This is a genomic window from Amycolatopsis sp. AA4 (genome assembly GCF_002796545.1).
In the GTDB taxonomy this organism is placed as follows: domain Bacteria; phylum Actinomycetota; class Actinomycetes; order Mycobacteriales; family Pseudonocardiaceae; genus Amycolatopsis.
This window is the reverse complement of the sequence record NZ_CP024894.1, coordinates 5,601,491-5,615,823: the sequence shown is the minus strand read 5'-3', so window position 1 is coordinate 5,615,823 and position 14,333 is coordinate 5,601,491. Positions and strand designations below refer to the sequence as shown.

At 68.6% G+C, this 14,333-nt stretch carries 12 protein-coding genes; 6 read left to right on the top strand and 6 right to left on the bottom strand.

Going from position 1 to position 14,333, the window contains the following annotated elements; genetic code table 11:
• Window positions 1-17 precede the first annotated feature (17 nt).
• The 3 genes from CU254_RS25995 to CU254_RS25985 all read right to left on the bottom strand — a co-directional run bounded on the left by CU254_RS25995 (window position 18) and on the right by CU254_RS25985 (window position 4,898).
• Window positions 18-1,361, bottom strand: coding sequence for an MFS transporter (locus CU254_RS25995; RefSeq protein WP_009080831.1), 1,344 nt, complete (start codon window positions 1,359-1,361; stop codon window positions 18-20).
• Window positions 1,358-3,097: an AMP-binding protein gene (locus CU254_RS25990; RefSeq protein WP_009080830.1), complete on the bottom strand. Its 1,740-nt coding sequence runs from the start codon at window positions 3,095-3,097 to the stop codon at window positions 1,358-1,360. Before CU254_RS25990 ends, CU254_RS25995 begins: the two co-directional genes overlap by 4 nt.
• 1,312 nt (window positions 3,098-4,409) lie before the next feature.
• Entirely contained in the window at window positions 4,410-4,898 is a 489-nt protein-coding gene (locus tag CU254_RS25985; protein WP_158688088.1) for a peptidase inhibitor family I36 protein, read from the bottom strand.
• A gap of 214 nt (window positions 4,899-5,112) precedes the next feature.
• Here CU254_RS25985 and CU254_RS43230 point away from each other — a divergent pair, with 214 nt between their 5' ends.
• On the top strand, window positions 5,113-6,969 hold the full coding sequence (locus CU254_RS43230; protein ID WP_158688087.1) for a hypothetical protein: 1,857 nt from the start codon (window positions 5,113-5,115) through the stop codon (window positions 6,967-6,969).
• A 16-nt stretch (window positions 6,970-6,985) separates the two neighbouring features.
• On the opposite strand, the gene CU254_RS25970 is transcribed toward CU254_RS43230, so the two are convergent.
• A protein-coding gene (locus CU254_RS25970) for an IS3 family transposase (RefSeq protein WP_234392748.1) occupies window positions 6,986-8,214 on the bottom strand; the annotation gives its coding sequence in 2 pieces (ribosomal slippage) (window positions 6,986-7,935 and window positions 7,935-8,214; 1,230 coding nt in all).
• 832 nt (window positions 8,215-9,046) lie between these two features.
• Here CU254_RS25970 and CU254_RS25965 point away from each other — a divergent pair.
• From CU254_RS25965 to CU254_RS25950, 4 genes are all read left to right on the top strand, one after another.
• A complete protein-coding gene (locus CU254_RS25965; RefSeq protein WP_009080826.1) occupies window positions 9,047-10,300 on the top strand; it encodes a glycoside hydrolase family 27 protein in 1,254 nt (417 codons plus the stop codon).
• A gap of 147 nt (window positions 10,301-10,447) precedes the next feature.
• On the top strand, window positions 10,448-10,927 hold the full coding sequence (locus tag CU254_RS25960) for a hypothetical protein (RefSeq protein ID WP_009080825.1): 480 nt from the start codon (window positions 10,448-10,450) through the stop codon (window positions 10,925-10,927).
• Between the two features lie 292 nt (window positions 10,928-11,219).
• Window positions 11,220-11,474 carry a hypothetical protein gene (locus CU254_RS25955; RefSeq protein WP_009080824.1) on the top strand — a complete coding sequence of 85 codons (255 nt, stop codon included), beginning with the start codon at window positions 11,220-11,222 and terminating at the stop codon, window positions 11,472-11,474.
• 200 nt (window positions 11,475-11,674) lie between these two features.
• On the top strand, window positions 11,675-12,166 hold the full coding sequence (locus tag CU254_RS25950; protein WP_050788277.1) for a hypothetical protein: 492 nt from the start codon (window positions 11,675-11,677) through the stop codon (window positions 12,164-12,166).
• Between the two features lie 115 nt (window positions 12,167-12,281).
• On the opposite strand, the gene CU254_RS43225 is transcribed toward CU254_RS25950, so the two are convergent.
• Window positions 12,282-12,428: a hypothetical protein gene (locus CU254_RS43225; protein WP_158688086.1), complete on the bottom strand. Its 147-nt coding sequence runs from the start codon at window positions 12,426-12,428 to the stop codon at window positions 12,282-12,284.
• Complete coding sequence (locus CU254_RS43220) at window positions 12,425-13,300, bottom strand: hypothetical protein (RefSeq protein ID WP_159396483.1); 876 nt, start codon at window positions 13,298-13,300, stop codon at window positions 12,425-12,427. Before CU254_RS43220 ends, CU254_RS43225 begins: the two co-directional genes overlap by 4 nt.
• A 272-nt stretch (window positions 13,301-13,572) precedes the next feature.
• On the opposite strand from CU254_RS43220, the gene CU254_RS25940 reads away from it, so the two are divergent.
• Window positions 13,573-13,854, top strand: coding sequence for a hypothetical protein (locus CU254_RS25940; protein WP_158688085.1), 282 nt, complete (start codon window positions 13,573-13,575; stop codon window positions 13,852-13,854).
• Window positions 13,855-14,333 lie beyond the last annotated feature (479 nt).

Sequence of the window (14,333 nt, the reverse complement as noted above, 5' to 3'; positions counted from 1 at the left end):
TCAACGGCTCTCGGCGGTCAGCAGATCGACGCGTCGTCGGCAGAGCGCGACGACGGTGCGTCGGCGCCGGTCGCCGAGCCGGGGGAGAAGGTTTCCGGGAGCACCCAGGCAGAGGCCAGCGTCACCAGCGCCATGGCCAGCAGGAAGGCCGATACCGAAGCCGACGTGCCGGTCGCCTCCAGCAGGGCGGTCATGAGGAACGGCGTCGATCCGCTGACCAGGATCGCGGCGGTCTGATACGCCAGGGTGGCACCGGAGAATCGCAGCCGAGGAGGGAAGAGCTCCGCGATGTAGGCGGCGGCCGGGCCGAAGGTGACCCCGGCGGCGGAGAACCCGGCCACCGACGCGACGCCGACCAGGACGATCGACCCGGTGTTGACCAGCCAGAAGAACGGGAACGTCCACAAGGCGACGGCGACCGATCCGGCGATGATCACCCGGCGCCGGCCGAACCGGTCGGACAGCGCCCCGCTGACGTACACCGTGCCGATCATGGCCATCGCCGCGATCAACGCGGTGGTCAGCAGATCGCTCTTGCTCAGGCCGAGGTGATTGACGCCGTAGGAGAGCACTCCGGTCATGATCACGTACGACATCGCGTTGCACGCGAACAGCAGGCCGGACGCGATCAGGACCAGCCGCGGGTGCGTGCGCAGGAGTTCGCGGATCGGCGCGGCTTCCACCTTTTCCTTCTCCGCGGCCTGCGTCTTGAGCCGGCGGAACTCCGGGCTGTCCTCGATCCGGAAATGGATGAACAGCACGACGGGGACCAGGAGAACGCTGGCCAGGAACGGAACGCGCCATCCCCAGGCGAAGAACTGCTCGGAGGTGGTCGCGGTGCTCACGAAAATGAAGGCCAGGCTGCCGAGGACGAAACCGAGCGGTGCGCCCATCTGCCCGAAGGTTCCCGCGCGCCCGCGGTGCCGGGGCCCGGCGCTTTCGGTCAGCAACAGGACCGCGCCGCCCCACTGGCCGCCGACCGCGATTCCCTGGGCAAACCGCAGCACGACCAAGAGAATCGGCGCCGCGACGCCGATCGTCGCGGCGGTCGGGAGCAGGCCGATGAGAATGGTGGCAGCGGCCATGGCGATCAGGCTGATCAGCAGGACCGGCTTCCGGCCGATGCGGTCTCCGAGGGAGCCGAGGACGACGCCGCCGAGCGGCCGTGCGATGAACCCCGCCCAGAAGGTGGCGAATGACATCAGGATCCCGGCGGCGCCGGACGCGGACGGAAAGAACAGTTTGCCCAGCACTAACGCGGCGGCGGTTCCGTAAATGAAGAAGTCGTGCCATTCGAGAGCGCTGCTGAGCAGGCCCGCGACCATCAGTTTGCGCGGCATGGCCGTGGAAGAGGTCGTCATGGATTTCTCGTTTCGCCGATGTTTCCTGGGGAAGCGACCTGCTCGAGCACATGGTCGCGCACTTTGAAACGCTGGATCTTGCCGGTCGGAGTGGTCGGGAGCGTCGGGACGACGAGAATGTGCTGAGGACACATGAACGCCGGAATGGTTTCGCGCGCCCAGCGAAGGATTTCGTCGGCGTCGAGCCGATCGCCTTGCACGCAGACGGCGATGTCGTGTTCGGAGCCGTCCGCGCTCGGAACAGGCACGGCCGCCGCCAACGTGACGCCGGGGTATTCGGAGACCAGTTCCTCGAGATGCTGGGCGGAGATGTTCTCGCCGCGGCGACGGATCCGGTCGCCCATCCGGTCGAGGAAGAACCACATTCCGTCCTCTCGTCTCCAGACCGCGTCGCCGGTGTGGAACCACAGGTTCCGCCAGGCGTGCACGGTGTGTTCGGGCTTGCCGAGGTAGCCGTCCGCCAGGACGGAGGGTGCTTTCGGCCGCAACACCAGCTCGCCGGGAGTGCCGGGCGGACACGGATTGTCCGCCGGGTCGTGCACCGCGGCCTCGAAAAACGGGCTGGGGCCGCCCATCGGCCCGCGCGCGTCCAAATCCGGACCCGCGATGACCGGGATCCCGGCCTCGCGCATGCGGCTTTCGAGCTGGTCGTGGCGCAAACCGCGGTAGTGGTCCGGCGGAGTTCCCTCGCCCGGTTCGCATTCTTTGACCAGGCCGAACATCGCCACGCCGGCCTCGGTCTGCCCGAATCCCGTGGTGGCGTAGTCGAATCCGAATCGCTGGGCAACGGCGAGGTGGTCGTGCGGCAGAGGCTGCATGTGCACTTTGTTGAGAGTGTTCTTCCGGTCGTCCGGCCCTGGCGGCGCGCTCATCAGCCACGGCACCATCACCCCCATCAGCGTGGCGCTCGTGGCGCCGGACGCGGCGATCCGGTCCCAGAACGAGGACGAGCTGAATTTGCGCCACATCGCGACCGACGCCCCGGCCCACGCGGCCCGGGTGACGTTGAAGATCCCCGCGCCGACGTGGAACATCGGCAGGTCGCTGTAGACGACGTCGTCAGCGGTCGTCAGCTGCCGCACCGGCCAGGTGTACTGATTCATCCACCGATGACTCTGCACCACCCCTTTCGAGTGGCCGGTCGTTCCCGAGGTGTAGATGACGTTCGCGGTGTCGCTGTACCGCATCTCGACCGCCGGCGCGTCGGCCGGCCCGAGGAAGCGCGCGCCGTCGAGAAGTTCGAAGGGCACCGCGGGAGCGGCTGCATCGGTTTCGCCGAGCGAGCACAGAACTGCTTCTGTTCCGGACGGCAGGGCGGAGCCGGCCTCCGCCACTCGCCGGACCAGGGCCGCATCGGTCACCAGCAGGCGCGGTGCCGTGTCGTCGATCTGGTAGCTGAGCAAGCTCCCGGTGTATGCGGGGTTGATCGGACAGTAGACGGCACCCGCCTTCCAGATGCCGAACATCCACAAGGCGGTCGCGACCGGGTCCGCGAGCAGCACGCTGACGCGTTCCCCCTTGCCGACGCCGTGCGCGGCAAGGTTCCCCGCGATCGCGCCGGTCGCGTCGGCGAATTCCCGGTAACTCCACTCCCGGCCGCTGTCGCCGTCGAGCAGGAAGCGCTTGGCTCCGTTCGCGGCGGCCCATCGGTCGAGAGCCTCGGTGACCAGTTCCGGGTCCCGAGTCAGCAGATCGACGGCCTCGTGCCGGCGAGCCTGCCCATGCGTGGCGGACACCCAGTCGCCTCCTCGAATTAGACCAACAAGTTTATTCCCGTGAGTATGAAGCACGCCGAGGGTCGTGTCCAGGGTTTGCAGGGCGGTCCCGAGGGGGGAGGAGTGCCGGAAGCAGTCACTAGGTCGGCGCGACCTGGCGCAGGCGAAGTTGCTGGAACAGATGGAGCAGGACGACCTGTGACGTGGAACGCCGGGGTTCTGGTGCGGGTGGAGGACGATGCGGCACTTCTAACCGACCGAAAGGACGCGGTGCGCAGCTAGTACCCCGCTGACGATCCGGCGGCGGTCCAGCACCCGGCGGACGTTGTCGAGGCCAGCTTTGCTTGTATCCGTACGGCGCGACCGCCGATACTGGAGCGAGGTTGCGGACGGGGCGTCACCCCTCTCCTCGATCGCGGAAGAAGAGCGCACCGCTACCAGCCCGCCGACGGCGCTTGCGAATCGCCGCCCTTATCAGAGCTGGCAGCGAGGAGTCGGCGGAACCGACTGTCGACGTAGTGACTCCGGGCCGCATCCGAAACTAAGATCGGGGATGAGGCCTCGCCTGGCGATTGCGAGGCCTCCCTAGCGAAAATCCTCACGGAGCTCGACGAAAGGCATGACTCCGATCAGCCCGCCTCATGCAGCTACGGTGTACCGATTCCAGGGGGCCGCCCCCCGCCCTCTTGACGTACCCATCGCGATGGCTGGAGTCATCCACTGTGGACAGATCAATTCCTTTGGTTTCGGTGATTTCCACAAAGCGCCGTGGCGACGACGCCGCGCGACATTTACCGCACGGTCGGCCTCGATGAGTGGCTGGGGCACGAGGACCGCATCGTCGACGGGGCCGGATGACTGTGGCTGCGTGCCGCCCCGATCACACAATTTCAAAACCGGCCAGGCCGTCAGTGCGATCGCAGCTGTTCGAATACCTTAAGGACGTGCGTGGCTAGTTGGTGGGTCGCGGGCATCAAGGCGACCCGCGGCGACAGAGCCATGCCGACGGGCGTCTCCGGTGCCTGGGGCCGGTGCTCGGTGCGCGTCTCGTCGCCGCGGGAGTTGCGGGAGGGTGCCGTTTCGATCGAAGGATACTGCTGCCGCAGCATGTTGCGAGGTCGAGCGAACACGGCGTGGCTGTTCGCCGCTGGGACGGATGTCGTAGTCACAGCCGTGTCGTGATCGGGTTTCGCGATCGGTCGTCGCCGTGCCTGCGTGGAACTGACCGCTGCGAAGAGGCTTAAACCGGAAAGGCCGTCTCGTAGGACTGAGGGCACTGAGCTGGCCGACCGCATCAGCGGACGGCCAGCTCGCAATGACAAACGCGCTGCGGTTACGGCGTGAGCGTCACCTTGTCGATCATGTTGTCGATGGAGCCGAGGTGCGCCTTGGCGCAGTAGGCGCGGCATTCGTCGATCCCGACGAAGTATCCGCCGGTGGCGTCGTACCTGGCGAAGTTGGCCTTCGCGCCGCCGGTCTGGTTGTTGATGTACGACGATGTCTGGTGCGCCCACTTCACGCCGTTGGGCATGTAGTACGCGGCGAGGTTGTAGCCGCCGTAGGCGACGAAAGGCTTGGAAAATCCGGTGAAATTGGGTTCGGAATAGATGCACACCGCACCTCGTCGGCAACTGGCGGCGGGGGACGCCGCGCCGATCCGCGGGGCCGCGATGAACCTCGTTCCGTCCGGGAACTCGACGGAACTGGCGTCCCTCTGATGCGCGGTGGGATTTGCCGCAAGCACAGCGTTCACCTGGGCGGCCTCAGTGGCGGCCGATTGCGCGAACGCGGCACCGGAGAAGCCCACCAGCCCTGCTGCCACTGCCAGCAGACAGCCGATCAATTGACGTGTTCGTGACATCGTTGCTCCTGTCTTTCCGTTTCGGGCGACCGCGGGTTCAGCGGTGCCCGCCTTGCGTGCCTTCGGTGGCGTTACCCGGCTCAGGTTTAGCCCGGCGGGGTTGTTCTGTGTCGGCGCCTGGACTCCGAACAACGTCTTCTGAACAATGGCCGACGGGGTGGGAGGGGGAAGGCGCATGCCGAGGCGGGAGCGTCCGCTCGATCCGGACGACGACGCGTTATCGCGGTTCGCGCACGGTTTACGTGATCTGCGGCGGAAGGCCGGCAGTCCGACGTACCGGGAGCTGGCGCGCTGCGCGCACTATGCTGCTGGCACGTTGTCTGACGCTGCGGGCGGGCGCAAGCTTCCCACGCTCGCGGTAACGCTTGCCTATGTCAGGGCTTGCGGCGGAGATGTCGGCGACTGGGAGAAGTATTGGCATGCCCTTGCTGCGGAACTGGCCGCCGAGAACGCGGCTCCCGACTTTCAGGCATCGGCGGAACGTGCACCTTATGTCGGCCTGGGCCCATTCGAGCTTCCCGACGCAGACCGCTTCTTCGGCCGGGAACGAGTACTCGACGAACTGGACGGCAACCTGGCTCGCCATCGTTTTCTCGCGGTGTTCGGGCCGTCCGGGGCGGGTAAGTCGTCACTGTTGCGGGCCGGCCTGGCGGCTCGGCGGGCCGAGTCGACCGTGGTTTTGTTCACCCCGGGGGCGGATCCGTTCGAAGAATGCGCTCTCCAGCTCGCTCCACTGCTCGGGGCTACCGCAGCGCACGTGTGTGCTGAGCTGCGGTCGGCACCGGGGACGCTGCGGCTTCTTCTTCGCCAAGCGGGGCAGGGCCGCACGACAGTGGTGGTCGATCAGTTTGAAGAACTGTTCACCTTGTGCGGTGATCTGGCTGTTCGCGCTGCTTTTATCGACGCCCTGATCGAGGCGGACACGGCCGACATCGTGCTCGGTGCCCGCGCGGATTTCTACTCGCGATGCGCTGAACACCGTGGTCTTGCCGATGCCGTCTCCGGAGCCCAGATGCTGCTCGGGCCGATGACTGCCACCGAGCTGCGGGAGGCCATCGTCAAGCCCGCGACTCGCGCTGGACTCACCGTCGAAGGCACCCTGGTGGCTGAACTGGTGGCCGAGGCGCATGAGAAGCCCGGCGTCCTTCCGCTGCTCTCCCACGCGCTGTTGAAGACTTGGCGGCGGAGGCGCGGGACTACGCTCACTCTTTCGGGGTACCACGCAGCGGGCGGCATCCGGGCTGCGCTGGCCAGGACCGCAGAAGCCCAGTACTCGGCATTCGATGAGGACGAACGGGCCGTCGCTGCGCAATTGTTCCTGCGCCTCGTCGACGTGGGGGAGAACAGCGGCGCCACGAAACGTCGGGTCAACCGCGGCGAGCTGGACTTGGACGATCGCGGCGAGGGCGTTCTCGAACGGCTGGCCGTGGCCCGGCTGGTCTCGGTTGGCTCCAATTCCGTCGAGTTGGCCCACGAGGCGTTGATAGAAGCGTGGCCCCGGCTCGGCGAGTGGCTGGCGAAGAATCGCGCGGGCTTGCGGATCCACCGGCAGCTCACCGACGCCGCCGCGGCGTGGGAAGAAACGAATCGCGAACCTGACCTGCTGGCGAGGGGTACGCGGCTGGCCGTCGTCCGGGAGTGGGCGGAGACCGGCGAAGACGTCATGACAGTCCGCGAACGGGAGTTCTTGCGCGCCAGCATCGAGGCAGAGGATGCGGCGCAGCGGCGGACGGAGCGTCACGCCCGGCAGTTGCGCTGGCTCTCGGCAGGCCTGGCGGTGCTGCTGGCCGGTGCGGTGGCGCTTGCGGGCGCGGCTTTGCTGAGCCGGCAGACCGCGACCGAGCAGCGGCAGATCGCGCAGTCGCGCCAATTCGCCGCACAGGCGGACTCGGCGGCCGAGCACGATCCGGCGAAGGCAGCGCAGCTCAGTTTGGCCGCGATCGATGCCAGTTCCACGTTCGAGGCACGCGCAGCCTGCTCAGCACGGCTGGGCGGCCCTCGGCGCACGGCTGAACCGCCCCGGGTTCGGTAGAGACTCGTTGTTGGGGTCAGGCGACCAGACTGATCAGGTCGCCGTCCTCGTACAGGGTCTCGAATTCGACGGGTGGCCGGTCGCCGCATGCTCCGTGGAGGCGCTGGGTGTTGTACCACTCGATCCACGCGGCAGTCGCGACGTCGACTTCTTGCTTATTGTGCCATGGCCCGTTCGGTTTAATCAACTCGGTTTTGTAGAGCCCGATGGTGGATTCCGCGAGCGCGTTATCGAGGGCATCGCCGACCGTGCCGATCGACGCGTCGATACCGGAATCAGCAAGATGCTGCGTGAATCGGAACGACGTGTATTGACTTCCGGCGTCGGAATGGTGGATCAGCTTGTCCTGCCCCTTTCGCCATCGGTAGTCCCGATGACGCAGTCCCTGCTCGATCGCGTCGAGCACGAGGTCGGTTTCCTTGGACATGCTCACGCGCCAGCCGACGATCCTGCGGGAGAACACATCGATCGCGAACGCGACGTAGACGGTGCCTGCCCAGGTCGCGACGTAGGTGAAGTCCGCTACCCACAACCGATTCGGTGCACCTGCCGTGAACTGGCGGCTCACCAGGTCCGCGGCGCGGGCACCGCCGGGATCGGACACCGTGGTGCGCACCTTCTTCCCGCGGACCGCGCCGGCCAAGCCCATCGCGCGCATCAGTCGTTCCACCCGGCCCCGGCCCGCCCGAACGCCTTCCCGGTTCAGCTGACGCCATACCTTCCGGGCACCGTACACCAGGTAATTCTCGTCGTACACGCGCTGAATTTCCTTCTTCAACTCCTCATCGCGAACTTCCCTCGCCGACATCGGACGGGAAAGCGCGGCATAATAGGTGGACGGAGCGATCTTGATCCCGAACTCGGTCAGCACGGCACAGATCGGCTCGACTCCGAACCGGTCCCGATAATCCGTGATGAACGCTACGAGCGCGGCGGTCGAGGGTCGAGCTCCCTCGCGAAGAAAATCGATGCCGCTTTCAGGATCTCATTCGCCCGGCGCAACTCACGATTCTCACGCTCGAGCTCGCGCACCCGCTCCGACTCCGCAGTCGTGACACCCGGCCGCGCACCCTGATCGGTCTCAGCCTGCCGCACCCACCGGCGCAGCGACTCGGCCGACACCCCCACCTTCGCCGCGATCGACGTGATCGCCTCCCACTGCGACGAGTACTGCTCTACCTGCTCAAACACCAACGCAACCGCGCGCTCACGCACCTCACGCGGATGCCTCGAAGACCGGCCCATAACTCCATCCTCACTCACACGATGGAGCCTCCATCAAACCCGGGGCGGTTCAGTTCGCTCGGATTCCAGTGCGTCGTATGGCTTTGCGGTGTTCGTGGACGAGGGTCGTGTGACGGAGATGGGGCCGATCGATCTCGACGAGTGGGAGCCCTTCTCGATGGGGCCGAAGCCGGGCGGGGTGATCGCGTGACGCAGGACATGCGCGAGCGGTTCAAGCGCGACACCGCCGAGCACGTGATGACGGTGTTGCACGATGACGGCCTGTACCGGAGGTCGCCGGGAGGTGCGCGTGCGGAGTAGGCCAGGTCGGCCAGTCGATCGGATCTGTCGGGACGAGGTCGCGGCGGCGCTGGCAGTCGATCGGCGCTCCGTGGCGGTCGCGGTGGTCGGCGATGCGGCAGAGCAGGATCAGGACGTGGTCGAGGACCGGATCGCCCCCGCCCGAGGAGACGCAGGCGACGCCGTCCGGCACGCCGGAGACGTCGCCGGGCAAATGGGTGCACCAGCGCGGCGTTGACGCGCGCGCGTTCGTCTCCGGAGTTGACCCGAAGCCCAGATGAGCACCTCGTGGCGCGAGGACCAGTCCTTCAACCGGATGCAGCCTGCCGAGGTCACCCTCGACCGCGACGGCGGGCGTCGGGCGGCGTCGACTGCCAGGCGTATAACGGCATATACGAATCGTCGTGCGGCGAGAAACCGCCGAACTCGCGGAATGTCGCACATATGGCGAGTTGTGTTTGACTATGGTGAATTCTGTGTAACTTGTCGCGCGTGAAGGGGCCTGGCATAGGAGGGCGTCGCGCGGCCGCAGCGAGCGAACAGGAGACAGATCATGGTCAGACACTGGCGTGGCAGAGCAGCAGCCGGTGCGGCGGCCGTACTCGTGGCGGTGGCGATGGCAGCCAGCGGCGCGCCGGCGGCGGTGGCGCTGGACAACGGCGTCGCCCAGACTCCCCCTCTGGGGTGGAACAGCTGGAACGCCTACCGGTGCGGCATCGACCAAACCAAGATCAAGGCGGCGGCCGACGCTGCGGTCTCCCGGGGGTTGAAGGACGCGGGCTACCGGTACGTCAACATCGACGACTGCTGGCAGGCCAGCACGCGCGACGCGCAAGGCAACCTACGGCCCGATCCCGCACGGTTCCCCGACGGGATCAAGGCGTTGGCCGACTACGTGCACGGCAAGGGCCTGAAACTGGGGATCTACGCGACCCCGGGCACCCGGACCTGCGCCAACATCTGGGACAACTACCCCGGCACGCTGGGCAGCAAGGGCCACGAGGCCCAGGACGCCCAGACCTTCGCGTCCTGGGGCGCGGACTACCTCAAGTACGACTGGTGCCAGGCCGACCGCGACGGCGTGGACGCCAAGAAGGCGTTCACCGCGATGCGCGACGCCCTGGCCGCCACCGGGCGCCCGATCGTCTACAGCATCCACCGCGAACCCCAGCTGCCGGTGGAGTCCTGGCGGCCCCAGGTGGCCAACTCCTGGCGCACCACCGCCGACATCAGACCGACCTGGTCCAGCCTGATGTCGATCCTGGACAACCAGGTCGGCCTGGAACGGTACTCCAAGCCCGGCGCGTGGAACGACCCGGACATGCTGCAGGTCGGCAACGGGAGCTTGACCGCCGAGGAGAACCGCGCGCACTTCAGCCTGTGGGCGTTGCTGTCGGCGCCGCTGCTGGCCGGCAACGACCTGTCGGCGATGAGCGAGGCGACCCGGCAGGTCCTGGCCAACACCAAGGTGATCGCGGTGAACCAGGACTGGGCGGGCAGTCAGGGCGTCCGGATCCGGGGCGGCGAACAGCAGATCTGGCGCAAACCCCTGTCCGATGGCTCGCAGGCCGTCGTGCTGCTCAACCGCTCCGCGACCTCGGCCTCGTTCACCGCGTCCGCGGGAGATCTGGGTTTTCCCGGCCGCACGGACCTGACCGCCGAAGACCTGTGGCGGGCCACCAGCACGGCGGTAGCCGGGTCGGTGACCGCCACCGTTCCCGGGCACGGCGTGGTCATGTACAAGGTGTCCAGCAAGGCTGGCCCGGGCGAGCGCGCCTACGGAGCCGTCGAACCGCCGCAGCGCTGACCGCGAGGCCCCGCCGCCCCGCCGCGGGCGTGGGAGCAGATCGAGGCGGCGGTGCCGCGCGAGCAGATCTCCTAGGCGCTGGAGGACATCGTCGCGCTGGCCGGTCCGGCGGACGACGACGCCGACGCCGCGTGGCGGGCCGAGCTGGTGAAGCGGTATCCGACGGTGCGGACGTTCCTTCCGTTGCTGTGCAAGGTGATCCGGTTCGGCGCGGCCCCGGACGGCGAGGCGGTGCTGCGCGCGCTGAAGGCGCTGCCCGGGTTGTGGGGCGGCGGGCGGAACAAGGTCGGCGCCGGAGAGATCGGCCAGAGCCTGCTGGCCGGGCGCCCCGCGCGCGAAGCTGCCGGCCGGGACGCCTGTACGGCCACGAAACCGATGGTGCTGGCCAGCCGCGGGCTCCCGGCGGACCCGCGCGAGCACCTCGAGGAGCGGACGCGGCTGCTGCACGACACCTACCGCGAGGTCGCCTCGCGGCTGTCCGCCAACGCCGCGGCCAGCTTCGACGACGTCGGCCGCCTGCACCCTGAAGGCGCTGCGGGCGGAGCCGGACCCGCCGAGCCGGGCGAACCTGCGAGGCCTCACCCATTTGATGATGCCGCGCGTCAACCTGCCCGAGGGTGCTGCTAGGTGTCCTCCTTTTAAACCTGCCTCGGCCGCGCCGGGCGGATGCGCTGCCACCTCGCAGCGAAGGCAGCGCGGCCGCGTTACGACCGCAGCCACACCGGCACCCGGTCGCTGAGCGAACCGCAGGCCCGCCGGATATGCCTGCTCGCCCCGGCGGCGGCGCCCGGGCCGTGGCCGCGGCTGTGCGCGCAGTACCGCGTGATCGCTCGCCCACCGGATCGCCGACCCGGGCGAGACCGCGCTGCTGGTCGACCGCGACGGCACCCGTATCACCCGCTACCAGGTCGAGTCCCTCGTGCAGGCCCTCGCCGCGGCCGCCGGTGTCCCGGACCCGCAGCAGATCACCCCGCAGTCCACGCGGCACGCGTTCAACACGGTCGGCAAGGCCCGCTGCGCCACCCCCGAACAGCGCCGGCGCGCCCTCGCGCACGCCAGCGCCGGCACCGCGGCCCTCTACGGCCACACCGGCGACCGCCTCGCCACCGACCCGGCTCGCCTGGTCGCCGCCTCCGTCTTCGCCGTGCCCGGCACGAGCGCCGGGGCGCCATGACGACCTTGAACCGGGGGATGTCCCTCCCCGGCGCGGGGGATTTGCGGCGCATGTCCTGGACAGGTGAAGGTTCACCCGGGCGAGGGACATTTACGATCACCGGCATGCCAGCGTCGTCCGGGTCGCCGGGTCCGGGGGATTCATCCCGTGCTGTGTATGCCTCGATATGGGCCTACAACCGTGTTCATCGCGCCGCGGCGATGCCCGAGGCCGCTGACGAGCGCAACGCGCTGCGGTCGTACACGGTCGCGGGCGCGGGCCTGACCGACGAGCCGACCGGCGGGCAGCGCTGGACGCTGGACTTCCTGCCCGGCGGCGCGCCCGGACCGGGCCAGCGCGACCGGACCGGGAACGTGGTCGCCAGCCGGTGGGGAGCCCCTCCCTACCGGCTGCTGACCGAAGGGGTGTCGCTGCGGGCGGCATGGGACGCGATCACCGCCGCCTGGCCCTCAACCCTCGCCGACGCCGCCGACGCACTCCAGCCGCTGACCCGCAGGCGGGCCGCCGGAGCCGACGTCCGTGACGAGGACGACGCCCGGCTCGTCCCGCTCCGCCGCCGGCACCGCGGCATCAACCTGCTCGGCAAGTACTCGTTCCTCCTGCCCGCCGACCTCGCCGACGGCCTCCGCCCGCCGAACGACCCCGGCACCGCCCCGGCCGGAGGCGGGGACGACGAGCAGGGAGCGGTGTGATGCCCCCGACGGGTCATTACCCGAGGGCGGCGTCGACCGACCGGGCGACCCCGGAAGCCGACACGGCGGCCTTGCGGGGTTCGGCGCAACCGTCTTCGGGATAGACGCAGTCGGGCTACGACAGGTCTCCGGCGAGCATGCGCTGACGGCTGAGTTCGGTGCCGAGTTCGGTCCGGGCGGCGGGATTGTCGAGGTAGAACATGACGAAGCGGTACAGCTGGTCCCGGTCGGCCGCGAACGCGGCGCAGTTGAGCGCGATCATCGGCCGCGGCGGAAGCTTGTCGAACTTTCACCGGCGTGCGTACTGGCGGCGTTCCCACGGAGCGTTCGCGTACGCGATGACCGGCACGTAGGCGGGTGTCGTGAAAGGACGTCGCTTTGCAACCCGCGAGTGCGTCCCAGGGCAGGAAGCAGGAGAAGGTCCAGCCTCGGTGGCGGATGCCGCGTCGGGACAGGACGACCCCGCCGCGCCGGACCCGCCCGGCCGCCGCGAGCGCGAGGCAGCTGCCGAAGTACAGCGCCGCTACGCCGCAGAGCCCGCCCGGCGCCAGCCTGGCGGGGATGCCGGGGCCGGATCGGACGTAGTCGACCGCCGCCATGCCGAAGAACACCGCCAGGCAACCGAAAAATGCCCAACAGCAGCACGAAGATCAGTGTCGAACCGCGGATTTCCGCCGCGGGTCCGTCTTCGCGGTTCACGATCGCGATGTTCGCGTCCCGATGCCGCGGCCGCAGTCGCGAGACGTAGCCGAGTGCCGCGGTCAGGAACATGATCGCCGAGAAGGCCGTCGCCCAGCGCGGGCCGCCGGGGTGGCCGACGGCGACGAACCCGAAGCCGACCGGAATCGCGGCTGCGCCGAGGAGCAGGACGAACACCACGGCGGCGACGGTCCGGCCCGCGCGTGGGGCGGGCCATTCGGGGCGTGGCAGGGCGTCAGAAGACGGCATCCTGCACGTCCCGGCTGCGCCGTCGATCGTCTTTCCCGCGTCCGCCACGGCCTTGGCTCCGTCCGCGATGGCGGTCCCGGCCGCGCCGATCACGTTCTGGTACAGGCTGTCGACTGCGCCGGAGGTGAAGACGCCGACGACCGAACCGCCGACCGCCCCGACCGCGGCGCCGACGACGTTGCCCACGCCGCGGAACACGGTACCGACCGCGGCCCCGATCCCCGCGCCCGCGGCGACCGACGCGCCGAAGCCTGCCGCGCCGGACACGACGGCCTAGGCGGCGGGCTTCCCGTTGGCGATGTCGTGCACAACCCTGGCCACCGCAAGGGCCCCCGCCCACCTTCAGCCCCACTCGGGGAGCCTTCTTCTCCAGCTCAGCCGCTGCTTTCGCGGCGTCGTCGGCGCCGTGTGCGGCCGCTTGTCCCGCGTCCACGTCGCGGTAGACCCGGGCGGCGGTCGTGCCTTCCGGCGCGTTCTTCGCGAGGTTCAGGAAATTTGGCGGACTCGTCGGCGAGGAACTGGGACTGCTTGGTCAGGATCGACGCGTGCTGGGCGGCGAGCGCGCCGGCCGCGCCGTTCGCGAGGTCGTCGATGACGAGGAACCACTTCTGGCTGATGTCGCTCCAGACGTTCGCCAGCGTGTCCGCGGCGAGCTTGCCGACCAGCCGGGCGGCGTCGGCGCCGTGCTGAGCGGCGTGTGCCCGATGTGCGTGGCCGACGAACGTGACCTGTCGATCTAGGGACGATTTAAGGACGAAATTGAAGGTCGAACGAGGCCGGCCGACTGGAGTCGAACCGCAACATGAACAGTTGCGAATTCTCCAGCTAGATCGAATGACATCGATTCGAAACGGCCCGCAACAATTAACCGGAGGGTTCTTGGTTCGAGTCCAAGCGGGGAGCAAAGCCCAGGTGAACGACCTGGGCTTTGTCCTGCCCGGAGGTCGGGGCGATTTGGTGTCGACTGTGACGGTCGCCCAAGCGGTCGGCTGCCGGGGTCCGCTGCGGTCGCTGGCGGCGGTTCGGAGCCGCCGGGCGCTGCGGATCTCGGCGCGGCTGATCCCGTTCGATTCGCGTCTGCCGCGCCTCGGGCACCTCCAGCGCCAACCGGCTCAGCACCTCTCGGGTTGGCGATTTCACCGAAGGCATCCACCCGTCCTCTGGGGTGAATGGCTATCGAGGTGCCGGACCTTCGAGCCTTGATCATCGAAGCGCCTCT